This window comes from Halapricum desulfuricans (genome assembly GCF_017094525.1).
Taxonomy (GTDB): domain Archaea; phylum Halobacteriota; class Halobacteria; order Halobacteriales; family Haloarculaceae; genus Halapricum; species Halapricum desulfuricans.
Genome location: NZ_CP064788.1, coordinates 1,104,067 through 1,127,780 on the forward strand (window position 1 = coordinate 1,104,067; position 23,714 = coordinate 1,127,780).

The window sequence follows — 23,714 nt, forward strand, 5'->3', positions numbered from 1 at the left end:
ACAGTGTGTTAATTCTTCCCCAGTGTCATACGAATGCGTACTTTGATTGTCGAGTACATCTCACGAATTCCTTCGGTGCTGTACACGCGCCCTACATCTTGCACGCCTCACAGGGTGCAGCTTCTATTTGGCAGGCAAGAAGTCGGATCAAGCTCACAACCCACAATGAAGTACCACTGAACTAGGTGTCGGAACAGTTTCCTCGGTCCTCTACGGAGTACGAATCGATGAAGACGGCGCTCGTGACCGGCGCTGGCTCAGGAATCGGACGCGCCACCGCTGAAAAGTTAGCCAGTAATGGATGGCGGGTCTATGCTACCGATATTGACGCCGACGGCCTCGAAACCGTCGAAGGCTGTGTCACGGAGACAGTGGACGTCACCGACACAGCCGACATCGAGCGGCTCCGTGCACAGATCGCCGACGACGTTGGTGGGTTGGACTGTGTGGTCGCAAACGCAGGGCTTGCCCAACTCGGCCCTGTCGCCGATCTGCCGAACGAACACCTCGAAGCCCAGTTCGACGTCAACGTCCACGGCGTCCACCGGACCGTGCAGTCACTCGGACACCGAACAGCCATCAAAGCGTTTGCCGCGTTGCACCGCGTCCGAACCTACGTCCAATGACGTCACAAGCGACCATTTCGACCGGACACACGTTTCAGCTGCCGGCACAGCTATCGGCATCGATCGTCGGCGCTGTCTTCCCCGCAGATCGTGGTGCTGTCGCGACGCTGCTGCCCGCAGGACTCGAACCGATTCGAGCGACACGGACACGGGCGGCACTGACAGTGCTGGCCGTCACGTACGACCGCGTCGGCGAGGACACGATCGATCCATACGACGAGGTCGGTGTGCTCATTCCAGCGGTCGAGACCGGCACACGGACGTGGCCGTATCTGTCCGGACTTCGCCGCGGCGTCAGTGGGTACGTCTACACGCTCCCGGTCTCGACCGAACCAGCCCGAGCATTCGGCGTGGATATCTGGGGGTATCCGAAACTCGTCGCCGAGATCGACCTGCGAGACACGGGCCGCATACGGCACGCGACTGTCATCGCCGACGGGCAACAGATCATCTCTTTCGAGGGGTGGCGACCACCGACGATACCAGCACGGCTGTCCGGCTACAACTACACCGTCAAAGACGAGCAACTACTCCGAGAGAAGACGCGACTCTCCGGCAGCGTCGGGATGTGGCCCCGAGGTCACGCTGAGCTTGCGTTCGGCAAACACCCGATCGGACAGCGACTCGCCAACGTCGCAGTCGATGAACGGCCGCTGTACACCGTTGCCGCCGACTGTGATTTCGAGATTGAAGCTGGTTCTGCAATCCAGTCGTAGCACAAACGCAGGCATTGACTTCCTCCACACGGCTGAACGGGTGGATTTTCGCCTTGCTACCGCTGTAAGGCTGCTGACCACAGATGCGTGAGGGGACGACGTCCACCGAGAGCAATCCGCTGGCAAGAGCGCCCCCAGCATAGAGTACGGTCCTTCAGAGTCGGCGTCGGATTTCGTCGATGACGACCGGGGGCAAATCAAGTGTCGCCAGCAGTTCACGGCGTTGGTCGGCACTGCCGTACCCGGCAACGAACCCGTTGAGGCGCGCAGCGACCGTCGACGCAGTGAACGCGTCACCGTACAGCGCTTCGAGTTCATCGGCAACGACTGGGACAGTCCGGAGTTCGTATTTCTGATGGTAGTCTTCGGCTTCGTAGAACTGGTCGAGTATCTCCACAGCGGTGGCGACTGATTGGCCGGTCCGGTCAGCCAGCGCTGCCCGCGATCGTTCTGCGATTGCCCGCTTTGTGTCGTCGTGAGCGAGGATGACACTACGGTACTGGCGTTTTTGCTCGGTTGCCCAGTTATGATTCGCCCAGACGACCTCCAGCAGTTCGTCGTAGGTCCACTGATCGGGATCGTACTCGATCTGGACGACTTCAGTGTGATCGTCCAATGCGTGGTACGTGGGGTTACGTGACGTTCCGCCGGCGTAGCCGACTCGCGTCCGAACGACCCCCTCCCGAGCACCGAACAGCGCGTCCGGTCCCCAGAAACACCCCATTCCAAATGTGGCCATCTCAGTCTCTGCTGGCAACAACGCGTCAGCGTCTCGCGCCAGCGGCGACGACTGGTCCGTCGGTAACGCAGTGGAAGGCATACACAGTATGGGGTACAGCGCAATATGTGTGTATCGCCACACTCAGATCCTCCAGCCCCACCGCAGCCGGGTTCTATTTTCTGGCTCAGCTGAAACACTCAACTGATGGTGTTTTTCAGCCGTCGTGCTGCATACAACGCGCGTACCGTCCACTATATACTCAATCGGAGAATCGCGTTCGGACGTGCTGAATCGGCCAACAAACCCATCGCGGCTACGAAGGCATTTGAACTCCGCGTCTAATGCCGCCTCCCGGATTGTGAACCACGCCGAGACGTTCCTGCTCGCTCCGCTGCGCGGGCTGCGACTCGTCTGGTTCAAATCCGTTCGGGAGCATTTTCACGGCTCACCGGCTCGGTCGCGTCGCTCTCTCGCTGGTTCGCAGTAAAATGCCGCCTCCCGGATTTGAACCGGGGACAGCTCGATCTTCAGTCGAGTGCTCTCCCAGTCTGAGCTAAGGCGGCGCGCATTCCTACGTGCGTGGGACCAAGGAAAAAGGATTTCGAATCGATCCCGCTGCCGTCAGGGATGCTTCCGAAAGTGGAAACTGTCGCGACGACTGTGAACGCGCACGTTCGGCCGGGATCGACTTGATTCGTCACCGCGAAACTGCCCGCAATCGGTCATGGACTCGACGAACCGCTGTCGCCCCGGTTGGGACTCTCCTCCGCCCCCGAGGAATCACTACCGTTCTGTCCGGAATTAGTGGGCGGCCCCGAGCGATTGCTGTCGTTCTGTCGGGGGTTGGTGGGTAAATCTGGAGTATTACCGTCGTCCTGTCCGGGACTGTCTTCGGGCGGGCCCGAGCGATTACTGTCGTTCCGCTCGGATGGGTCTGCAGGGCCTGTGTTCGGTCCCGGTCTGTCTTCAGGCGGGCCACGGTTCGCGGGTGGCCCCACCGTCGTGAGGTTCCGGGCCATCCTGGCGACTTCGTGTCCGCGGAGTTGCGAGGCGTTCTCCCGGAGTCGGTGGAGTCGCGTCGTGTTCACGCCCGCCTCTCCGGCGGCCGTCCTGGTCCGCTCAATCGTCGAGTTGAGCGCATCGATCCGTGCCTTCAGCGAGGCGACCTCCCTCGCTTCGGACGGATCACTGAGAGTCGCGTTCCCGGACGCGTTGTCGAGTTGCGCTTCGAGCGCGTGGAGTCGATCCCGGAGTGCGTTCGCCCGTCGCTCGACCATTTCGGTCCTGTTCGCGTCGCTGTCGTTGAACTGGGCGAGCCACATGCCTGTCTCGACGCTGCTATCGACGGCCGTCGAGGTAGACGCCATGAACGCGCTGATCTGACTGCCCGTCGTCGCGTTCGTCTCCTCGGACGGCAGCGGCTCGAACGGGCTCGCTTCCCGGTCGGCGTGTTCGTTGACAGTCGACGCCGCGAGCACTGGCGTCCCTACTCCCACAACCGCCAGCACGACGACGATTACAACCGTCCAGCGAGGGGCCATCACGACGTGTATTGATCCGGATCACGTAAAAACCCGGACTTTCGTTCGGACTGTTCAGATCTCCCATCTTGGCCCTTGAATGGGGCGGAGAGCGTTTATAAATCCATCTAAGTCGATATCGCGACCAGAACAGAGACGGGCAGAACGATGTATTGACGGTGTCGGGGTGAGACTTTTCAAAAGAACTGGAACAGATCGTCCCGGCCGGCCTCGTGGAGGTGGTGTCGGACGGCCGCCTCGAGCGCGCCGAGGTTACCGCGCTTGGCGCTGATCGGTGCAATCGTCTCCTGCCACTGTTTCCAGGGGGGATACAGCCCCAGTCGGTCACAGAGATCGTTCAGCCGCTGGTCGCGGTCGTCGACCTTGTCCATCTTGTTGACAGCGACAACTGGGGGGACACCCACATCCCGCAGGAAGTGAAACATCTCGACGTCGTGTGGAATCTCGTCTTCGCCGGAGTGGCGGTCGATGATGTCGATCACGCTCTTGCCGTCGACGACGAGGATTCCGACGAGGATCTTCTCGGCGTTGTCCTCGACGTATCGAACCACGTCGGTCTTGATCTGCTCGCGGACGTCCTCGGGGACGCCTTTCATGAAGCCGAAGCCGGGCAGGTCGCTGATCACGAAGTCCTCGCTGGCCCAGTCGTAGTGGTTGGGTTCGCGCGTGACACCCGGCCGCTGACCCGTATCGAAGGTGTGGCCGGTCAACTCGCGCATCAGCGTGGACTTGCCGACGTTGGATCGCCCGACGAGGACGACCTCCGCGTCACGGTCCGGCCGCGTCTCAAACATACCGGGAGATAGCGCTCCGGTGCCGAAAAACCTGTCTGGTTCGTCGCGACGGGCGGAAACCGTGTATTCCTACGCTCCTCGCCATCAGTACTCCGGACGCTGACCGCGAATGATATCCCCGAGGTGTTGCTGTTCGTCGGCGAGCAATTCAGTGATGTCGTCGGCGGTGATGATCCCGACGAGAGTGCCGTCCTCACTGATGGGGAGCCGTCGGATCCCGTGGTCAGCCATGAGAGTGGCTGCCTCGTAGAAGCCAGCGTCGGGCTCGGCCGTGTAGAGGTCGTCGGTCATCACGTCTTCGGCAGTCATTCCGGTCGGGTCGTCCGCTTCCCCGAGGACGCGAACAGCCAGATCCCGGTCCGTGACGATGCCGACTGGCGTCTCGTCGTTCGTGATCACGATACTTCCCACGTGTTCCTCGCCCATGGTCGCTGCGAGATCGGTCACAGGCGTTTCGGGTCCGGCTGTGACGACGTCGCTCCGAGCGAGGTCTTCGATTGGCATGTGAACTCACCCCGTATGAATATCGGGCAGGACAAACATAATAGATAGTGATGATTATTGCTGTGCGGGAGCTCGGGACGATATCGGTGTGCGGGATTGCCGTCTCCGATCACTCCATCGCCTCTGTGAGCACCCGGACCTGCTGATCGTCGAACGCGGTGTAGTAGAGTCGGATCTCGTAAATTTCACCGTCGAGATAGTCGTCGTTGCTTGGCTCGATGTCTTTCCCGATATTCAGATCACCCATACTGATGTCACCCTCGTACTCGCCACTGCTCGCCTGCTCGCCGTCGACGTAGAGGGTGTGGCCGCTGCCGTTGAACGTACCGACGAGCGTCTGACGAGTGTTAGCCTGCTCGCCATCGCCGAAAATCTGTTCGTCCTGGGTGCCACCGGCTTGATCGACGCTGAAGACGGGGACGTACTGATCGTCACCATCACACAGATCGCTGTCTGCGCTCTCGACTTCGTCGTTGTCACACGGTTTCAGTTCCAAAAGCCAGTTGTCGTCGTCGCTCTTGTGTTCGACGAGTTCCTGCTTCTCGCTCTCGTCGTCCGTTCGGTAGGTGACTGCGATGGTGAACTCCGAGACGGTTTCGACTGGCGTGTTGAACTGATCGACCTCGATGTAGTCGCCATCTCCGTCGAACGCGAGTGAACTCTCCTGCCAGTCGAGGTCCCCACTGAGATTGCCGTCGTTGTCGTTGTTCGAGCGATCGAGCAGTGTGTCGCCGCTCCCGGCCTCAAAGGTGTAGTAGGCGATGAAGTCACCGACCTCGTCACGATCCTCGATCTCCCTGGCGACGAGCACCGACTTTTCGCGGTCCTGAGACACGACCGTGATTCGATCGCCGGGTGCCGTCGGGACGAGCACCGACTCGCCAGCGTCGCCCGCCTCGATAGTCGTGACGGGCCGACCGTTCAACTGGACGGTGACGTCGGTTCCGATCGCTGTCGCTGTCATCTCCAGTCCGACCGGCGTCTGTTCGTATTCGAAGGAAGCCTCAGCGCTGGGCGCGCCGGTCCCCTCGAGAAACGAAAACGACAGTGTCACGAGAACGATCCCGATTACGATCACGACGGCGACCAGCAGGACGTTGCCGACGACCGGTGTGGCCCCCCGATCAGTACTGTCAGTCCCCATTGCTTGTCAGGTTCGTCCGGTAACATCATAAAGACCAGCGTCGCGGGCATCAGTCGCCTGCCGGGCACTCGGCCGCTGGAAAGCGATCGACCACCGGTTATTTGCCCGTCCGAGTAGATACGACAGGCGTGCGACTCCTGCAGGTGACCATCCCCACTGGGAAACGCCAGGCCATCGAGCGGGCGCTGGAAGACGAGGGCGTCGACTACGTGCTGACCGACGAGGCGAGCCACCGGGAATACACCGCCGTCGCATACGTCCCGCTCCCGACGAACGCCGTCGAGCCCGTTCTGCAGCGACTCCGGGACGCTGGACTCGACGATCAGGCCTACACGGTAATCGTCGAGGCCAACACGGTCATTTCGCGTCGGTTCGAGGCGCTGCAAGAGGAGTACGCCGAAGAGGTAGACGAGGAGCGGATCGCCCGCGAGGAACTCACCTCCAAGGCCGAAGGGCTCGCACCGAGCATGAACAACTACGTTGTCCTCACGGTCGTCAGCGCGGTCATCGCCACCGCCGGGCTCCTGCTGGATTCGCCGGCCGTCATCGTCGGCTCGATGGTGATCGCGCCGCTGATCGGCCCCGCAATGGCCGCCAGCGTCGGGACAGTCGTCGACGACGACGAGCTCTTCCGGCGAGGCGTTCTCCTGCAGTTCGTCGGACTCGGCCTCGCGGTAGCGAGCGCCGCTGTCTTTGCCTGGGTCGCCCGGACGGCGAATCTGGTTCCGCCGGGACTGGCCATCGCTGACGTGCCGGCGATCCGCGAGCGACTGTTGCCGGACTTCCTGTCGCTCGCGGTCGCGATCGGCGCGGGGATCGCTGGCGTTATCAGCCTCTCGGCGGGCGTCTCGACCGCGCTGGTCGGCGTGATGATCGCCGTCGCGCTCATTCCACCGGCGGCGACGGTCGGCATCGGGATCGCCTGGGGCGACCCGTGGATCAGCCTGCCCGCCGCCGTGTTGACGCTTGTGAACGTCCTCTCGATCAACTTCGTCGCGCTGGCGGTGCTGTGGTATCGCGGCTACCGGCCCAGCGAGTGGCTGTATCAGGTGGACGCCCGGCGGACGACGATCCGCCGCGTCGCGGTGCTGGTCGCCGGAATCGCCGTCCTCTCGGTGTTCCTGGGCGGGATTACCTACGACTCCTACCAGCGCTCGACGACCGAGAATGCGATCCGGGCCGACGTCGATGACGTCCTCGACGAACGCCCGACTGCGACGCTACTCGACGTCGATATCGAACGGTCCGAGGACACGATCTTCCGTGACACCGAACGGGTCGTCGTCACGGTCGGCTTGCCACCGGGCGAGAGCGAACCAAGCCTCGCAACGACGATCGACGACCGTCTCGACCGGACCGTCGGCCGCGACATCGAGACGGAAGTCAGGTACGTGGGCGTCGAGATCGCCCAGTAGTGATCCACCTGGTAGGAATCATTGTAACGGTTCACCGCTCCGACCGCCCTACGTCGGGCGGTCAATGCGGAACAGACGTACAAAAGTCCGTGTGAAGCCGGCCAACCATGGACACTCCTGCGAGGCCACCCGCTCCTGCCGTTGTCAGTCCGGCCGTCCCCATCCGAAGAGCTGCTCGCCGCGATATCCCGGTACGTCCCATGATGTGTTCGGGCTTTCAAGACCGGGTATGTCATAGTTACTGGACGTGATACGCACAGGAACTGTCCCGATTCGGCGAGCGAAGCCCGGGTGGACGCTATCCGGGCGTGACGCCCGCGACGATCACTCGTCGAGGAGCCGATCGACGATCGTCTCGGGATTGAACCGCTCGAGATCGTCGTAGTCCTGGCCGGTCCCCAGAAAGAGGATCGGCTTGCCGGTCACGTGAGCGATCGATATCGCCGCACCGCCCTGCGGATCGGCGTCGGCTTTCGTCAGGATCGTCCCGTCGATCTCGGCGGCGGCGTCGAACTCCCTGGCCCGGTTGACGGCGTCCTGTCCGGCGACGGCCTCGTCGACGAACAGCGTCATGTCGGGCTCGATCACGCGGTCGATCTTCTCCAGCTGGGCCATCAGGTCGTCGCTGGTGTGAAGCCGACCGGCCGTATCGCCGAGCACGACATCCACGTCGTTGGCTTCGGCGTACTCAACGGCGTCGTAGATGACCGCGGTCGGGTCCGAGCCTTGCTCGTGGGAGATGAACGTCCGATCCAGGTTCTCGGCGTGCTCGCGCAGTTGTTCGTTCGCGCCGGCGCGGTAGGTGTCGCCGTTCGCCAGCACCGACGAATACTCCTCTTGTTCGAGATAGTGGCTGAGCTTGGCGATCGAGGTCGTCTTCCCGACGCCGTTGACGCCGGTGAAGACGATCACGATCGGCTTCTCGGCCTCGGCGATCCGCCGTTCGAAGTCGAACTGGCCGACGCTGATCACGTCGTACAGCGCTTCGCGCAGCGCGTCCCGGACGATGTTCCCGGTCGATTCGAGCCGTCTGCGGGTCTCGCCCGTGAGGTTGGCCTTCACGCCCTCGAGGATCTCCTGGGCGACGTCCATCTCGACGTCACTCTGGAGCAATGCGATCTCCAGATCGTCGAGGTGGCCCTCCAGGTCGTCCTCGTCGATGACCGTCTTGCCGGTCGCGAACAGCTTCGCCTTCTCGGCCAGGCCACGGTCCACATCCTCGCTCGTGTCGTCCGCATCCTCGCCCGATTGCGACGCTGGCGCGCCATCGTCGTCTTCATCCGCCTGTGCGGGCGTCTCCTCGTCGCCCGTCGTTTCGGACTTGGTGTCCGCTGTCGGCTCGCGGTCGGGTTCCGACGGGCGATCCACGCGCTCGCTGTCGGCTGACCCGTCGCCGGCCGCGTCCTCGCGGGTAGGCTCTCTCTCGGCGGTTTCGGCATCCGCGGCTTGCTCGACAGTCCCCGAAGCCGGACTCCCGTCGCGGTCTTCCTCGACGCCCCCCGGATTCTCGCCCGCCGCTTGCTCGGTTGCTTCGGCGTCTTCCTCGACCGCGTCCTCATCGACGTCTTCTTCGACGTCACTGCTGAAACGCCCGAGTTTCTCCTTCAGTCCGTCGAACATCGCCTACTCGTCTTGCTGTTGCTGCATCTGCTGCATCTGCTGCATCTGCTGTTGCTGGAGTTGCTGGGCGCGCTGTTCGAGCTGTTCGCTCTCGGATTCGACCTCCGAGATCTCCTCGCGCACGTCTTCGATCCGGTCGTCGATGGCGTCCTTTTTCGTCTCCAGGGTGTCGATGGCGTCGTCCTGCTCCTGCTCGGCGGCGTAGTCCGCGCCGAGCCCGACGATGACCTCGTCGATGTCCTGAATCTCCGCGCGGACGTACGCGCCGCCGCCGAGCGGGACCTGCACCGTCGAGCCGGTCTCGAGGGTCTCGATCGCCTCGATCGCCTCGTCGGTCTCGGCCTTTTCGGTCTGGAGGTCCTCGATGTCGCCTTCCAGTTCCTCCTTTTCTTCTTCGAGCGCTTCGATCGCCTGGGTGATCTCCTGCATCTGGCCGCCGCCACCACCGAGGCTCATGCCTGCACCTCCGAGATATCGATCTGGGTGCGTTTCAGCGCGTGCTTGGACCCGAACTCGGCGTAGGTTCGCTCGACTGCGACGTCCTCGTTCGGTGCCTCGATCTCCGTCTCGAAGTTCTGCTGACCGTCCCGCGCCTGGAACGATCCCTGAACAGTGAACGTGCTCATGCTCGGGTGGTGGAGAGTCAGCGGGAAGAATCTTCCCATCCGTGTCGTGGGACTACGCCGAACCGCGGTTGATCACCGCCGGGTCGACCCAGATGAGAAATCCGTCGTCGCGGTTGACCAACCCCCGGACGGTCCGGGAGTCGTCCTGCTGTTCGACGTCGGATCGACGAAACGTGCTGACGCGGTGGACGGTATCGACGAGCCAGCCGAACTGCTCGTCGGTCCCGTCGTCGAAGATGACGATCCGGCGCTCGTTGTCGTCCCGCTCAAGGTCGAAAACGATTTTCGGGTCGACGATCGTCGTCGTCTCGTCACGGAGGTTCATCACACCGACGACGTGGGGATCGCTGTCCGGCACCGCCGTCAGTGGCTCCTCGTCGACGATCTCGGCGATCGTCTCGATCTCGACACAGTAGCGCTGGCCGTTCAGTCCGAACTCCAGCACCTGCAGTTCTTCGACCGTCGGGTCGTCCGACTCACGTGCTTGCAGCGACACGCTCAGTCACCCTGTTCGAGTCGATCGACCGCTGACTCGAGGCTCTGTACCATCTGTGCCTGTTCTTCGTTCGCGGCGTAGATGTTCTCGATTTCGTCGGACACTTCCCTGGCTTGTTCGGCCACCTGATCGACCAATGAGGCGACTTCCTCGGCGCTTGCGGCCTGGTCGTCGGTCGCTTCGGCGACTTCGCCGATCCCGCGGGACGCCTCCTGGGTGGCGTCGAGGATCTCATCAAGCGCCTCCATCGTCGCCTGTACCTGCTCGATCCCGGATTCAACCTGTCGGTTGGCCTGTGTCAGACTCTCGGCAGTCTCGTCGGTGTCTTCCTTGATTCCCGCGATCATCGACTCGATCTTCTCGGCGTTCGACTGGGCGTCCTCGGCGAGGCTCTTGACCTCGTTGGCAACGACGGCGAAGCCCTCGCCCTCCTCGCCGGCGCGAGCCGCCTCGATGTTGGCGTTCAGCGCCAGCAGGTTCGTCTGGTCGGCGATGTCGTTGATCACCTCGACGATTTCGTCGATTTCGTCGACCCGCTGCTGGAGGTCGTCCAAGTCTTCGGTCACCTCTCTGGTCGCCGTGTCGATACCTTCCATCTCCTCGATCGCCCCCTCGGCACGCTCGTAGCCGTCTTCGGCACGTGTTTCGGCCTGCTCGCTGGTCGCCGCGACTTCCTCGGCGCTTGAGGCGACCTCCTCGACGGAGGCGCTGACGTTGCCGACTTCGCCGGTGACCTCGTCCATCGACTCGGCCATCCGCTCGGCTGTCGAACTGATCTCGTCGGAACTCTGGGCGACGTCGTCGGCGTTCCGGCGCAACTCCTGCATCGAGTCTGCGACTTCTTCGGCCGCGGCCTTGACGTTCGAGATGTCCTTGAAGCTCTCGGTGATCCCGACGACTTCGCCCCGCTCGTTGGTGATTTGTTCGGAGACCAGCAGCGTCTGTTTCGTCTCGCCGTTGGGCAGTTCCTTCTCAATCTCCACCTCGACGCGCTGTTTGCCCTGGTCCATCAATTGCCGGAGCGTGCAGTCTTTGGTCCCGCAGAATCTCCCCGACATCTGGTTCATGCACTTGAGCTCGTCGTGCTGCTGGTCGGCGTCGACGCCGGTCCATTCGGTCATCACGCGGTTCTGCTTGACGACGTTCAGGTTCTCGTCGATGACGCGCTGTGCCGACCCCGAGGTGTCGTACAACTGGTCGGGGTCGTCCTCCAGCACGATCTCGATCTCCGGGCGGTCCGGTTCGGCCGGTCGCTCGGGCTCGTCTGTGTAGGCCAGTTGCTCGTCGTTGCTGACTGTCCCCCCGTCGGATTCGACGGGACGCGTGTCGGATTCAGTCGGCGTCCCGACTGTCAGTTCCGGCTCCGCCGTCGGTTCGGCAGACGTACCGGAATCCCCGTCCGACGCTTCGGCGTCGAGCGAGTCGGTCTCGTCGATCGAGTCCCCGTCAGTCGTCCGATTCGGGCCCGCCGACGTCTCGCTATCCGTCTCAGGCCGTTCTGATTGGTCGTCTCCGTCACGTTGCTTCGCACCGAGCCACGCAGAGAGTCGGTCTGTGAGCGTCATCGCTGTCTCCGGTTAGTTCTTCGATATCCGGCAAGGTGTAGCCATGTCCTCCAGTCATTGGCCGGCGCCGACACTGCAGCCTATTTCTTTAGGCGCAGTCACTCTCGCGGCCCGAACAGCGCCTCGAAGACGCGCTGTTCGACGGCGCGGACGTGCTCGTGAAACGTCGCGGGGGCGATCCCGAGCGCCTCCGCGACGGCCTCGCCGCTGCTCTCGCGCGGCCACGCGAAGAACCCGCGCTGGTGAGCGACAGAGACGACCTCGCGCTGGCGATCGGTCAGGCTCTCGAAGACGCCGGGGAGCGACGACACGACCGGTTCTTCGACCGCGCGCTGTGCCCGGACCGTCGATTCGGGGTAGTGTTGCCGGAGGTGCTCGACGAACGCACGGACCTGATCCGGGCGGGGCAACCGGACGCGAAGGGCGTTCGCCTGCCCGTCGACGACGAACTGGTCCAGCCGCGCGTCGTAGGTCGCCAGCACGTCAAGCAACTGGCTGGACCGGAAGCCGAACTCGACGCGCTCCGCGGTGTTCGCCCCGAACTCGTTTGCCCGGTCAACAACGGGGAGCGTCCCGAGCACCGTCGCCACCCGGTCCGGTTCGTCCGTTCTCGCGTACGCGAGATAGCCTCCGTCGGTTCGGGGGACGACGTGGGTGACGCAGAGGTCGGTTTCCAGCGTCGCGGCGAGTTCGAGGAGCCACTCGCCATCGGTCGGCATCGAGCACTCGAGTACGACGTGGCTGTCTGCACGCAGGGCCTGTCGCTGTTCGACGGCGGCGATCGCGTACGCGATCGTCGTCCCGAGCTCGGCGAGCACGCTCCGCTCGCTGTCGGAGAACGCCCCTGGCCTGTCGGCGTAGATCTCGAGGACGCCGTACGCTCTCGACTCGTAGCTGATGGGGATGCTGATCGCCGACTGATGGCCCTGTTCGATGGCAGTGCGACGCCAGGGTTCCGGTCCATCGGCGGCGAGCAGCCGCGATCGCTCGACGATCCGCTGCTGGTCGAACGCCGCGTGCGCGATCGAGCCCTGTCCGTCGAAGTCGCTGGCCGCGGCGAGCGACTTCGCCTCCGGCCCGGAGCTGGCTCGGACGGTGAACGAGCGTCCGGGGTGGTCCGGCGCGCCGATCCAGGCCAGCTCCCAGTGTTCGATCGCCGTGAGGTTCTCACAGACGGCCGTCTCGATCGCTGACCGCGAGTCGGCCTCGACGAGCGTCCGCTGGGTGTCGCGCACGATCGCGTTGATCCGCCTGAGCCGTTCGAGCTGGTCGTTGCGTCGCTCCAGACGCTCGGTGTAGGACTGCAGTTGCTCGTTCTGTCGAACCGTCTCGAGGGCGGCGGCGACGCTCCGGGCCAGCGTCTGGAGAAACGCGTGTCCGAACACTGTTTCGGGCGACTCGGCGGCCTGATCCGCGACGAGGACGCCGAAGTCCTGAATCGGAACGACGAACCCACTGTCTGCCGTTTCGCGCTCGATCTGAAGCGGTTCGAGTGTCGGATCGTTGCGGACGAAGGTCGTCCAGACCGGATCGTCACCGGGCTGGATCTGTTCCGGTCGCTGGGCTCCCGCCGTAGAGGGCGCAGTGTCGTCGGCCAGCACGAGCGTCCCGCTGTCTTCGTCCCAGCGATAGAACGCCACGGGGAACGAATCGGCGACGGCCTCGACCGATTGGATCGTCAGCGACGGGATCTCGTCGGTCGTCTCGGCCGCAAACAGTGACTGGGTAGCCTTGTGGAGCGCCTGCAACTGCTCGCGTCGACGACGGCGCTCGAACAGCGCGGCGACCTGCTGGACGAGCAGTCGGATGAATGTCCGCTGGATCTCGGGGAACGGCCGATCGCGCGGCTCGGGATCGACGAAACACAGCGTCCCGCGGAGTTCGTCGCCGAGGAAAAACGGCGCTCCGACGTACGAATCGAGTTCGAACCGACGGTACGCCGGATCCTCGGCGAACCCCTGGGCCGGCGCGTCGTAGATGCTGATGACCGCTTCGCGATCGGTGACCTTCCGGCAGAAGGTCTCCGCCAGCGGGAGGCACGCTCCCTCGTGAAGTCCCGGCGCGTCGCCGACGAGATGCGAGATCTCGACCGTCTCGTCGTCGACCGACGTGAGATAGCCCGCGGCGAGCCCCGCACGTTCGACGCCGACCTCGAGCATCGCCTCGATCCGCTCGTCGAACGAGAGGCGCGTATCCGCGACCAGTTCGTGCAACCGACGCAGCGCGCGTTCGTTACGTTCCAGTTGCCGGCGCTGGCGGTACGCGGAGGTGACATCGAGCAGTGCGCCACGTACGGTATCGACAGTCCCACTCTCGAAGACGGGTTCGCCGACCACCCGTACCCGTCGCACGCCGTCGTCTCTGACGATCCGCACCCGATAGTCGAAGCCGATCCCGAACTCCAGGGCCCGATCGACTGCAGTCTCGATCCTGTCGCGGTCCTCGGGGTGATACACGGCCAGCCCGTCGTCGAACGAGACAGGTCCCTCCAGGGGGAGATCACTGAGCCGTCGCGTCTGGGCCGTGAGATGGATCGTCCCGGAGCCGTCGTACTCCCACGCGCCGACGTCCGCGAGGCGCTGGGCGCGTTCGAGCAGGTCGCGGTTCTGCGTGAGCTCGCGTTTCCGGTCGAGTCGGTCGAGAGCGGCCCGGGCGCTCCGGGCGAGGATGCGCGCGAGATCGCGTTCCGCGTCCCCGAACGCGTGGTCGTCGCGCCTCGCGATCGAGACGATCCCGTGTGAGCCGAGCGCCGCGACCAGTGCCGTCTGAACCGGGACGGCGGCGGCGAGGTCCTCGGGTTCGAGGTTCGCGAGCACGTGCGGCCCGGCGTCTTCGAACGCCTCCCAGACGCGGTCGCCGCGCTCGTGGACGAACGGCGGCTCGCCGGCAGTCGAAAGCAGGTCCCGCAGCGGCCGGGTCGCCGTCTCCAGTCGGAGCGCGTCGCGGTCGTCGGTCACGTACCAGATCGACACCAGATCCGTCTCGAAGGCGTCGCGGGCCGCCTCGACGGCGATCGTCGCGATCTCTCCCGCCGTCGCGGCGCCGAGAAACTGCCGTGTTGCCTCGTTCACCCGTTCGAGCGCCTGCCAGCGCGTCGCGGACTGTGCCGACCGGGTAGCGGTCACGCCCCGCGGCTGACACACCTGCTGGACGGCTTCGACGGCGTCGACGCCGTCGGCTCCAAGTATCGTCGTCGACTCGTCTTCGGCCAGTACTGTCCGGACATGGGCTTCACGGTCGCCGGCGCGGACGACGAACGAGAGCGTCGGATCCCGCTGCCGTGCGGCTGCGAGCAACTCGATTCCGCTTGCCCCTTCCAGATCGTAGTCACAGACCACACAGTCGAATCCCCCGCCGTCGAGTCGGTTGAGCGCGGCCGTCGCGTCCGTCTCGACGACCGCCGTCGCGTCGAGCGCCGTCCGAAGCTGTGTCGCTGTCGTCCGTTCGGTGACCAGCAAAACCGTATGCTCGTCCCCTGAAGTGTTGGGATTCTGGATAACCGGACAACGACGTCGGCCCGTCTAAACGTGTCGGTCGTTCTCGACTCGACAGAATCCCGATCGGCCACGATCACCAGATACTTGACTGGTGACCGACAGCACCCTGACAAATAAATTCAGTTGAACTGACGATTCGCCTGATCGCAGGTGTGTTCTTGATCCTGACGAACGGGTTTTTCGTCGCGATCGAGTTCGCGCTCACTCGGGCGCGCCAGTTCGACAAGTCGGAGTTTATCGGCGACGGCCATCCCGGGCTGGAACGGGCGTGGGAGATGACACAGGACCTCGAACTGTATCTCACGACCTGCCAGGTCGGGATCACCGCTTCGAGCATCGCGGTCGGGATCGTCGCCGAGCCCGCACTGGCTGCCATCTTCGAGCCGCTGTTCGAGAACACGGTGCTGGCGTCGGTCGGCTCGGGCGCGATCATCGCGTTCCTGATCATCAATCTCGTCCATCTGACTCACGGCGAACAGACGCCAACGTACCTCGGTGTCGAACGGTCCCGGTTCGTCTCCCGGTACGGCGCGCGACCGCTGTACTGGTTCCACTTCGCGATCTCGCCGATCATCACGTTCGGCGACTGGATCGCGAAGGGGACGCTCAAGCTGTTCGGCATCGAGATGACAGGCGCGTGGCTCGAGACTGAACAGGACGTCATCGAGTCCCGTGCGGACCTTCGGAACGAACTCGGTTCCGTACTCGACGAGGGCGACCTCTCCGAGGAGCGGCGCGAAGAGGTGATGAACGCCCTCCAGATCGGCGAACAGCCTGTCAGAGAGGTGATGGTCCCGGCCGAGGACATCGTCGCACTCTCGACGGACGTCGAGACGGAGGAGAACTTCCGGCGCATGGAGGAACGACCGCACACGCGCTATCCGCTGATCGGCGACGGCCTGACCGACTTCCGGGGCATCGTCTACTCGCCGATCCTCTCGCGACACCGCGAGGAACTCACCGGCGGCGAGCTCGATTTCACCGACGTCGCCGCGCCGACGATGACGCTCTCGCCGGACACCGACGTCAGCGACGCGATCGACCAGTTCCAGGCCGAAAACCAGGAACTCGCGCTGGTCATCGAGGACGGTAACGTGGTAGGGATGGTGACCGTGACCGACCTGCTCGAGGCGATCATGGGCGACATCGACGATCCGATCGACGTGACACACCCCGATGACCGGACCTCGGCGCGCTCGCCGTGACGTAGCCCTTAACCCTGCGGATCGCCAACCTCGGCGTATGACTGACGACGACCGCCGCGATCACGACTTCTCGGAGGGGCAGGGGTTCGACGACCCCTACGAAGGGTTCGACCTCGATCCCCCCGAACTCGACGTCGATCCCGACCGGATCGATCCCGTCGACAGCCGGGCCCTCGCGGACATGCTCGACGAGCGCAACGTCGGCCCCGAGCAGGTCGACTCCGAGCAACTGCTTGACGTCGGGATGAGTTACATGGGCATCAACCGCCACGAACAGGCGGTCGACACCTTCGAACGAGCCGCCCGCTTCACTGACGACGACGGCCTCAAACAGGAGGCGTGGGTGAACAAGGGCGTCGCACACGCCCAGCTCGAGGAGTACGACGAGGCGATCGGTGCCTACAGGGAGGCGTTGCGGATCGACGACGAGTCCGAACACGCCGCCGCCGCGGAGACGAACCTGGCATACGCGCTCTGGGAGGCCGGGCGGAGCGAGCAGGCGCTCGAACACGCCGAACGCGCCGTCGAACTCGACGAGCGCTCCGGTCAGGCGTGGTACAACCGCGGGTTCTTCCTGCTGGAGCGGGGCCTCGTCGAGGAGGCGCTGACCGCCTTCGACAACGCCACTCGCCTCGGGTTCAGGAACGCGGAGGTCCTCGAAGAGAAGGCCCGAGCGCTCGAGGAGGCCGGCGAGCACGACCGCGCCGAGGAAGTCGCCGAGGAGGCCGAACAGTTGCGCGCCAAAGAGCAAGAGAAACTCATGGAGTGAGCGATGGCGGCCGAATCCAGTCTGCTGTTGTCCGAGCGTGACACACAGGAGGGGCTGCTCGTGGCCGTCTGTGACGCCGACGTCCTCGGAGAGACCTTCGAGAACGGCGACGTCTCGCTGACCGTCTCCGAGGAGTTCTACGACGGCGAGCCGGCCGACCCCGACACGGTCGCGTCGAGTCTCGCACGCTGTTCGACCGCGAACCTCGTCGGCGAGACTGCCGTCGAACTGGCCATCGAGGAGGGATTCGTCGACGAGAACCACGTCATGGATCTGGACGGGACCCGCCACGCACAACTCCTGTGGCTGTAGCCGGCGGGGAGCTCGCATCGCCGCTATTGCTCGTGTTGTAGTGTACCACACCTGACCTCGTGTGGGCGAGTACCATCCCGACCTCGTGTGGCTGCCATGCAACTCCCGACCACGGTATCGCTACGATTTTCACCCGTCGTCCAGAACCCACGGGTAATGATTCCACGACAGTACCTCCGGGAGCAGCCCGAACGGATCCGCGACGCCATCGAGAAGAAGGGCGTCGAGGGGGTCGATCTGGATCGCGTTCTCGATATCGACGAGCAGTGGCGCGATCTGAAGGCCAGAGGCGACGAACTACGCCACGAGCGCAACGAGATATCCAGTCGGATCGGCGAGCTGAAACAGGACGGAAAAGAGGCGCAAGCGCAGGAAGCCATCGAGCGCTCCCAGCAGCTCAAAGACGAGCTACAGGAGGTCGAAGAGCGTGCCGACGAACTGGGGGCGAAACTCGAGGACGCGCTGCTTGAGATCCCCCAGATCCCGCACGAGGACGTCCCCGTCGGCGACGACGAGAGCGACAACGTCGAGCGCTACCGGCGCGGCTTCGACGACCTCCGGGAGTTGCCCGGTGAGGTCGTTCCTCACTACGATCTCGGCGAGGAACTTGACGTCCTGGATTTCGATCGCGGGGCGAAAGTCTCCGGCGGTGGCTTCTACTTCCTGAAAGGCGAGGCCGCTCGGCTGGAGCACGCGCTCATCGGGTTCATGCGCGACGTCCACCGCGAGCAGGGCTACCGGGAGGTCTTCCCGCCGATCCCCGTCCGCTCGAAGTCCATGGAGGGGACGGGCCAGTTCCCCAAGTTCGTCGACGACGCCTACCGCCTCGGCGGGGGCAACGACGAACCCTACGACGACGACGACCTGTGGCTCTGTCCCACCGCCGAAGTCCCCGTCACGAACATGCACCGCGACGAGATCCTGCTGGACGACGACCTCCCGCTGAAATATCAGGCCTACACGCCCAACTTCCGTCGCGAGGCCGGCGAACACGGCACCGAGACCCGTGGAATGGTTCGCGTCCACCAGTTCAACAAGGTCGAGATGGTCAACTTCGTCCGCCCGGAGGACAGCTACGACCGCCTGGAGGGGCTGCTCGAAGAGGCCGAAGCGGTCCTCGACCGGCTCGATCTGCCCTATCGCGTGCTGGAGATGTGCACCGGCGACATGGGGTTCACCCAGGCCAAGAAGTACGACATCGAGGTGTGGGCACCCGGGGACGACATGGACGACGGCCCGGAAGAAGGCGGCCGGTGGCTGGAGGTCTCCTCGGTGTCGAACTTCGAGGACTTCCAGGCCCGACGGGCCGGGATCCGGTATCGGCCCGAGCGCCACGAGTCCGCCGAGTACGTCCACACGCTCAACGGCTCCGGGCTCGCGCTCCCGCGCGTGATGGTCGCGATCCTCGAATACTACCAGAACGACGACGGCACCGTCACGATCCCCGAGCCGCTGCGGCCGTACATGGGCGGCACCGAGTTGATCGAGGGTCAGACGCCCGTCGGCGAGAGTGCCGTCGGGGCGGGCGAACGGGAGTAGCGCAGCGATCAGCCGCCGGCGCGAATCCCCTCAGATCGCCCGGCTGTCGTCGATCGTCACGGTACGGTTGCTGATGTCCAGCGATAGATCCTCGGTGATGATCGTCCCGCCCCGGTTTTTCGGGACGCGAAGCTGATACTCGATGTCGTCTTTCGAGATCGAGACGACGTCGACCTCCCAGACGATGTCCGCGGCGATCAGCGTCAGATCGCGAAACGGAGGCTGGGATTCGCTCGTGTGACAGAGGAGTATTCCCAGACTGTCTGTCTCCGCCAGTTTCGCGCCCAGAAACGAGAGCGTCTCGTTGTACGCGTCTCGCGAGTCACCGCGCTCGAGCGGGTTCGCCGGATCGACGATCAGGTTGATCGATCTCTCGATGGACTCGACGAAATCGTACAGGTCGTCGAGCGGGTCGTCTTTGACGGCCGAGTTGCCAGTATACGTCCGGCTGCCGGTCAGTTCGTGGATCAACTCGCCTTCCATCGTGAGGTTGTTCCCGGTCGTCTCGATTCGATAGGAGACATCGATCCCGCCGTGCTTGTCGAAGTCGCGCTGGACGGATTCCTCCGGTCGCAACGTCGAGACGTACAGCGTCGGCCGTTCGTTCATGACCTGATAGAGCAGCGCCTGGCTCTGTGTTGCTGGCGGCGCGACGAGCGCGAGGATGTCCCCCGGATAGAGCCCACCGTCGAGACGGCGATCCAGCGCCGGAATCCCCGTCGAAAGTTCCCCGACCATCCCTTGGTATGTTAACTACCCTCGTGGACTTATACGTTTCCGAAAAATACAGATCAGATGATATGAATTTCAGCGGTTCGAGCGTAGATACCAGCCCGTTCAGCCGTCTCACAGCTCCTTTCGCGTCGTCGGGTCGTCCAGTTCCCACAGCACTTCGGGCAGGAACGCTTCCAGGTTGTCGATCACGCGTCGGTCGCTGACGTGCAACCCCTCGCAGTGTTCCCGGGCCTTGTCCCTGACGGAGACGTGGATGTCACCGTCCTCGACGGAGACCTCCAGCGGGAACGTCGAACACCGGGCGGGCTTCCAGTCGTGTTCGGCGTGGAGTTCACAGAGGCCGTCCTCGCGCAGGAAGTAACAGGCCTGTCCGTCGACGTCGACGTGCTCCTCGCGGTCTTTCGGCTCGCGCTTGACGAAGTCTCGTCCCTTGCGCTGGACGGTCGCGTCGCTGAGACTGGCGTGGTTGGCCAGTTCGAAGAAGTCCTGCTCGTACAGCAACACCCCGTGGTGACAGCACCAGGTACACTCATCGACGCACTCAAAGGTGAGTTCGGGGTCGAACTCCACGACGACCTCCCTGTCACCGTGGACGGTCACGCGCCGCTGTTGCTCGCCGCTCACGTGTCGGTGGTGGTGAGTCACGAGCAAAGTCCTTCCGGAAGGGGCAGTCGATCAAGCAACCAGCCGCGACAACACCGGGCGTGGGACAAAACATGTCTTTTTTGTCGTGTCCGCTCGCGGTCGTTACCGATGGACGAGACCGCCTTCCGCACGCGCCTGCCGGACCGCGAGCAGGTTCGCCGTCGGCTCGTCGGTGCGGGACTCGTCGGCGTGATATTTTACGTGCCCGATCAGTCACTCGGGTCGGCCGCCGTCATCGCCGCGATGGTCTTCGTATTGTTGCTGGCGATCGACACCGCCGAGACGGCGATCGGAGACTACGCCGGCAACGTCGCCGTGGGCGGCCTCCTGATCGTCTTCGCTGGAACAGTGATGTGGCCGTGGCTGCCGGGACTTCTCGCGGGTACGGCCGCCGGCGGGTGGCTCGTCTTCGACGGGATCCAGCACCTGCGACACGGCGAATCCAGAGCCGAGTACGCGCACCTGCAAGCGCACGACGGCGGCGCGCTCTCGGGCGTCTTGCGCGCGCTCGTCCGACGGCTGCTGGAGCCGTTCCGGCTGTGATACCGTTTCTGCACGATCGTTTCATCCCGCATTGTACACATCACAAAGGTTATACCCGGAGATAGTCGAGTGTCCGGACGAACGATGTCTTCGCCAGAGCCCTCGCGGGGTCACCGTCCCGGGCCGCCCCGGTTTATCCACGCCGACGAGCTGATCGTCGACCCGATCTTCGTCGACAGTCAGCACGGTCTCGACCGGGACAACCTCGCGCCGTCGATCGACGGACCGCCCGAGCGCGATCCCGACCCGTACGACCCGGAGGCGTTCTCGTGGTCGCTGATCGAGCGGCCGGACGACAGCGACGCGATCGTGGAGTTCGCGCCCAGTCCCTACGACGACGTCGAGCAGTACGATCACGGCGACCACCACACCGCCGAGTTCCGGCCGGACGTGCCGGGCACGTACGTCTTCGAACTCGACGCCCCGGACGGCACGCACCGTCAGACCGTCCGCGTCTTTCCGGCCGCACCGGACGACACCGGCGGGCCCCCGCGGCTCGAACTCGACGGCCGCTACGAGGCCGAGACCGACGAGTTCGTCCTCGTCGCAGACGCCGAACTCTCCCCGACAAGCAACGCCTTTCGTGACGGTCTCACCGTCGAGTGGCTCCCCGAAGACGGGACGGAACTCTCGCTTTCGGACGTGACGATCGAGTCGCCGATCACCGAGTCGACGACACCGCCCTCAGAGGACGACGAGGTCGTCGGCCAGCAGGTCCGGATCCCTGCAGACGCGCTGGACGGGTCGACACGGCTGTTCGCCGCACCCTACGACGGGCACGTCGTGGGCAACGTCGACGAGATCGTGCTCGACCCCGACGCCGGGACCGTCGAGTTGCCCAACCGCCCGCCCGAGTGGCTCGATGACGCCGTCGTCTACGAGATCTTCACGCGCTCGTTCGCGGGCGAACCCGGCGAGACCGATTTCGAGTTCCTCGCCGAGCAGGTATCGTATCTCGACGAACTGGGGATCGACATGGTCTGGCTGACGCCGATCGTCCCCGCGTGGTCCGCGCAGGTCGACCGCGCGCCGGGCGGCCCACACGCCTACTCGACGGAAGATTACTTCGACACCGCCGACGACCTCGGAACGATCGAGGAGTACGAGCGGTTCGTCGAGACCTGCCACGACCACGATATCAGAGTGTGTTTCGACCTGGTGATCAACCACGCGGGCTGGACGAACCCCCGGTTTCAGGACACGATCGCCGAGCTGGGCGAGGACATCGGCGACGAGTACGTCCTGCCGCACGTCGAGGCGTGGGACAGCGACTCGCCGTACTTCGACTGGTTCGACCGGCGGGCCGACGGCACCGACACCGACGCCCCGCCCGCGGCGATGTACTTCTTCGGGACGCGCCTGCAGCCGAACCTCAACTACGGCAACGTGGCGCTGCGCGAGCACATCATGGCCGCCGCGGAGTTCTGGGCCCCGAAAGTCGACGCCTTCCGGTGTGACATCGCCTGGGGCGTTCCCCACTCCTTCTGGAAGGAGCTGCGTCGTCGCGTCAGATCGATGGACAGCGAGTTCATGCTGCTCGACGAGACGATCCCGCGGATGCCGTCCTTCACCGAATCCGAGTTCGACGCCCACTTCGACACGACGGGGTTCATGGACGCCGCCCACGCCGTCGCGCGAGGCGACCGCCCGGCAGCAGACATCGTCAGAGCGATCGAGAAGCGGTTCATCGACGGCTTCCCGACGTTCACGCGGCTCCTCAACACGACCGAGAACCACGACGAACGACGCCTCTACTACGAGGCGAAGACCGAGGGGCGACGCGAGAATGTCCCGAAGGCCCAGCGGGCGGCGATGGCCGCTGCCGTGACGCTTCCGGGTATCCCGTTCGTCCTCTACGGCCAGGAGCGACTCATCGGCGAGTACGGCACGCCGCGGGAGAGCGCCTTCGACGAGGAGGACGACCGGTCGGACGACGATATCAGGAACGACCCCTACAAGCGGGCGTTCATGAACTGGGACGAGTATCCCGACGAGCATTTCCGGTTCTATCGGGACCTATTTGATATCTATCACGAACTGGATGTCCTCGGGCCGGGCGCCGACCTCGCGCAGGCACCCCACAGCAACGTCGACCCCGACGACGTGCTGGTGTTCGGCCGTGAGACCGACGAGCAGTCGGTCGTCGTCGTGATCAACTTCGGCGACGGACCGGCGACGGTCGATCTGCGCAACGCCGTCGACCCCTGTAACCTCTTCACCGGCGAGAACTGCGAGACCGGTAGCCCGGACCACGCGACCCGCGTCGAAGTCGAGACGCTCGGTGTCTTCGAGACACCCAGTGTCCTCGGACCGAGCCATCGGCCATAGGCCGAGCTACTGGAGCGCGGACCGACTGTCACCGCTTTTCGATCACGCTCGCACACCGCAGACAGAGGACCGCGTCGGCGACGTAGTTGACGTCACTCGCCCCGCAGTCGGGGCACTGGAAGTCGGCGTCGTATTCCGTCGAGCCGCGCGGCGGGTGGAGCCGACCCGCCCCGAGTCGGCCATCGAGCAATTCAGGTAGCCGGTTTCGACGGAACCGGAGGCGGCGGGCCAGCGCTTCGCGGTAGTGGTTCTCCAGCCCGGCGAGTTCGCCGTAGGCCGCGTGCGTGTAGGCGTCGCCGGCCGCCCGGTAGTCGGCTGCTGCGAGCGCGAGAATCGCCTCGTCGCGGTGGTCGCGTTCGGACGTCGACATGGG

The 23,714-nt window shown here is 64.3% G+C and carries 23 protein-coding genes and 1 tRNA gene; 9 read left to right on the top strand and 15 right to left on the bottom strand.

Translation table 11 applies throughout. The features are described 5' to 3' along the window. Positions 1-227 precede the first annotated feature (227 nt). Both HSR122_RS05710 and HSR122_RS05715 read left to right on the top strand, forming a co-directional pair. Positions 228-626 (top strand): SDR family oxidoreductase, encoded by a 399-nt coding sequence (locus HSR122_RS05710; protein ID WP_229111806.1) that lies wholly within the window; start codon positions 228-230, stop codon positions 624-626. After that, entirely contained in the window at positions 623-1,342 is a 720-nt protein-coding gene (locus tag HSR122_RS05715; RefSeq protein WP_229111807.1) for an acetoacetate decarboxylase family protein, read from the top strand. The genes HSR122_RS05710 and HSR122_RS05715 overlap by 4 nt, the downstream gene beginning before the upstream one ends. Positions 1,343-1,496: 154 nt before the next feature. Here HSR122_RS05715 and msrA read toward each other — a convergent pair whose 3' ends face one another. The 6 genes from msrA to HSR122_RS05745 form a co-directional block, all read right to left on the bottom strand. After that, a complete protein-coding gene (gene msrA, locus HSR122_RS05720; RefSeq protein WP_229111808.1) occupies positions 1,497-2,162 on the bottom strand; it encodes a peptide-methionine (S)-S-oxide reductase MsrA in 666 nt (221 codons plus the stop codon). A gap of 390 nt (positions 2,163-2,552) precedes the next feature. Next, positions 2,553-2,626 (bottom strand) — tRNA-Phe (locus HSR122_RS05725). 159 nt (positions 2,627-2,785) lie between these two features. Then, positions 2,786-3,604, bottom strand: coding sequence for a hypothetical protein (locus HSR122_RS05730; RefSeq protein WP_229111809.1), 819 nt, complete (start codon positions 3,602-3,604; stop codon positions 2,786-2,788). Between the two features lie 176 nt (positions 3,605-3,780). After that, the gene (gene engB, locus HSR122_RS05735; protein ID WP_229111810.1) at positions 3,781-4,398 is read right to left on the bottom strand and encodes a GTP-binding protein EngB; all 618 of its coding nucleotides are present in this window, start codon (positions 4,396-4,398) and stop codon (positions 3,781-3,783) included. An 84-nt stretch (positions 4,399-4,482) separates the two neighbouring features. Beyond that, the gene (locus tag HSR122_RS05740; protein ID WP_229111812.1) at positions 4,483-4,902 is read right to left on the bottom strand and encodes a CBS domain-containing protein; all 420 of its coding nucleotides are present in this window, start codon (positions 4,900-4,902) and stop codon (positions 4,483-4,485) included. 109 nt (positions 4,903-5,011) lie between these two features. Next, positions 5,012-6,046, bottom strand: coding sequence for a LamG domain-containing protein (locus tag HSR122_RS05745; RefSeq protein ID WP_229111813.1), 1,035 nt, complete (start codon positions 6,044-6,046; stop codon positions 5,012-5,014). A 128-nt stretch (positions 6,047-6,174) separates the two neighbouring features. Here HSR122_RS05745 and HSR122_RS05750 point away from each other — a divergent pair, with 128 nt between their 5' ends. Continuing rightward, a complete protein-coding gene (locus tag HSR122_RS05750) occupies positions 6,175-7,461 on the top strand; it encodes a TIGR00341 family protein (RefSeq protein ID WP_229111814.1) in 1,287 nt (428 codons plus the stop codon). Between the two features lie 324 nt (positions 7,462-7,785). Here the strand turns inward: HSR122_RS05750 and ftsY are convergent, their stop codons facing one another. The 6 genes from ftsY to HSR122_RS05780 all read right to left on the bottom strand — a co-directional run bounded on the left by ftsY (position 7,786) and on the right by HSR122_RS05780 (position 15,226). Further along, complete coding sequence (gene ftsY / locus HSR122_RS05755) at positions 7,786-9,081, bottom strand: signal recognition particle-docking protein FtsY (RefSeq protein WP_229111815.1); 1,296 nt, start codon at positions 9,079-9,081, stop codon at positions 7,786-7,788. Between the two features lie 3 nt (positions 9,082-9,084). Continuing rightward, positions 9,085-9,537 carry a prefoldin subunit alpha gene (pfdA, locus tag HSR122_RS05760; protein WP_229111816.1) on the bottom strand — a complete coding sequence of 151 codons (453 nt, stop codon included), beginning with the start codon at positions 9,535-9,537 and terminating at the stop codon, positions 9,085-9,087. Beyond that, the gene (gene rpl18a / locus HSR122_RS05765; RefSeq protein ID WP_229111818.1) at positions 9,534-9,707 is read right to left on the bottom strand and encodes a 50S ribosomal protein L18Ae; all 174 of its coding nucleotides are present in this window, start codon (positions 9,705-9,707) and stop codon (positions 9,534-9,536) included. Before rpl18a ends, pfdA begins: the two co-directional genes overlap by 4 nt. Before the next feature lie 52 nt (positions 9,708-9,759). Then, positions 9,760-10,203, bottom strand: a complete 444-nt coding sequence (locus HSR122_RS05770; protein WP_229111819.1) for a chemotaxis protein CheW — start codon at positions 10,201-10,203, stop codon at positions 9,760-9,762. 2 nt (positions 10,204-10,205) lie between these two features. Then, the gene (locus HSR122_RS05775; RefSeq protein ID WP_229111820.1) at positions 10,206-11,768 is read right to left on the bottom strand and encodes a methyl-accepting chemotaxis protein; all 1,563 of its coding nucleotides are present in this window, start codon (positions 11,766-11,768) and stop codon (positions 10,206-10,208) included. Between the two features lie 98 nt (positions 11,769-11,866). Further along, positions 11,867-15,226, bottom strand: coding sequence for a GAF domain-containing protein (locus HSR122_RS05780; protein WP_229111821.1), 3,360 nt, complete (start codon positions 15,224-15,226; stop codon positions 11,867-11,869). A gap of 152 nt (positions 15,227-15,378) precedes the next feature. Here HSR122_RS05780 and HSR122_RS05785 point away from each other — a divergent pair, with 152 nt between their 5' ends. The 4 genes from HSR122_RS05785 (at position 15,379) to serS (ending at position 19,090) form a co-directional block, all read left to right on the top strand. Further along, positions 15,379-16,470 carry a hemolysin family protein gene (locus HSR122_RS05785; RefSeq protein ID WP_229112184.1) on the top strand — a complete coding sequence of 364 codons (1,092 nt, stop codon included), beginning with the start codon at positions 15,379-15,381 and terminating at the stop codon, positions 16,468-16,470. Between the two features lie 37 nt (positions 16,471-16,507). Continuing rightward, positions 16,508-17,239, top strand: coding sequence for a tetratricopeptide repeat protein (locus HSR122_RS05790; RefSeq protein ID WP_229111822.1), 732 nt, complete (start codon positions 16,508-16,510; stop codon positions 17,237-17,239). A gap of 21 nt (positions 17,240-17,260) precedes the next feature. Further along, the gene (locus HSR122_RS05795) at positions 17,261-17,551 is read left to right on the top strand and encodes a DUF424 domain-containing protein (protein WP_229112185.1); all 291 of its coding nucleotides are present in this window, start codon (positions 17,261-17,263) and stop codon (positions 17,549-17,551) included. Between the two features lie 156 nt (positions 17,552-17,707). Then, a complete protein-coding gene (gene serS, locus HSR122_RS05800) occupies positions 17,708-19,090 on the top strand; it encodes a serine--tRNA ligase (protein WP_229111824.1) in 1,383 nt (460 codons plus the stop codon). 30 nt (positions 19,091-19,120) lie between these two features. Here the strand turns inward: serS and HSR122_RS05805 are convergent, their stop codons facing one another. After that, positions 19,121-19,828, bottom strand: a complete 708-nt coding sequence (locus tag HSR122_RS05805) for an RAD55 family ATPase (RefSeq protein WP_229111826.1) — start codon at positions 19,826-19,828, stop codon at positions 19,121-19,123. A 108-nt stretch (positions 19,829-19,936) separates the two neighbouring features. Continuing rightward, positions 19,937-20,449: a YkgJ family cysteine cluster protein gene (locus HSR122_RS05810; RefSeq protein ID WP_229111827.1), complete on the bottom strand. Its 513-nt coding sequence runs from the start codon at positions 20,447-20,449 to the stop codon at positions 19,937-19,939. Between the two features lie 129 nt (positions 20,450-20,578). On the opposite strand from HSR122_RS05810, the gene HSR122_RS05815 reads away from it, so the two are divergent. Then, positions 20,579-21,013: a hypothetical protein gene (locus HSR122_RS05815; RefSeq protein WP_229111828.1), complete on the top strand. Its 435-nt coding sequence runs from the start codon at positions 20,579-20,581 to the stop codon at positions 21,011-21,013. Between the two features lie 84 nt (positions 21,014-21,097). Next, entirely contained in the window at positions 21,098-23,341 is a 2,244-nt protein-coding gene (locus HSR122_RS05820; RefSeq protein ID WP_229111830.1) for an alpha-amylase family glycosyl hydrolase, read from the top strand. A gap of 28 nt (positions 23,342-23,369) precedes the next feature. Here the strand turns inward: HSR122_RS05820 and HSR122_RS05825 are convergent, their stop codons facing one another. After that, on the bottom strand, positions 23,370-23,711 hold the full coding sequence (locus HSR122_RS05825; protein ID WP_229111831.1) for a hypothetical protein: 342 nt from the start codon (positions 23,709-23,711) through the stop codon (positions 23,370-23,372). Positions 23,712-23,714: the final 3 nt, after the last annotated feature.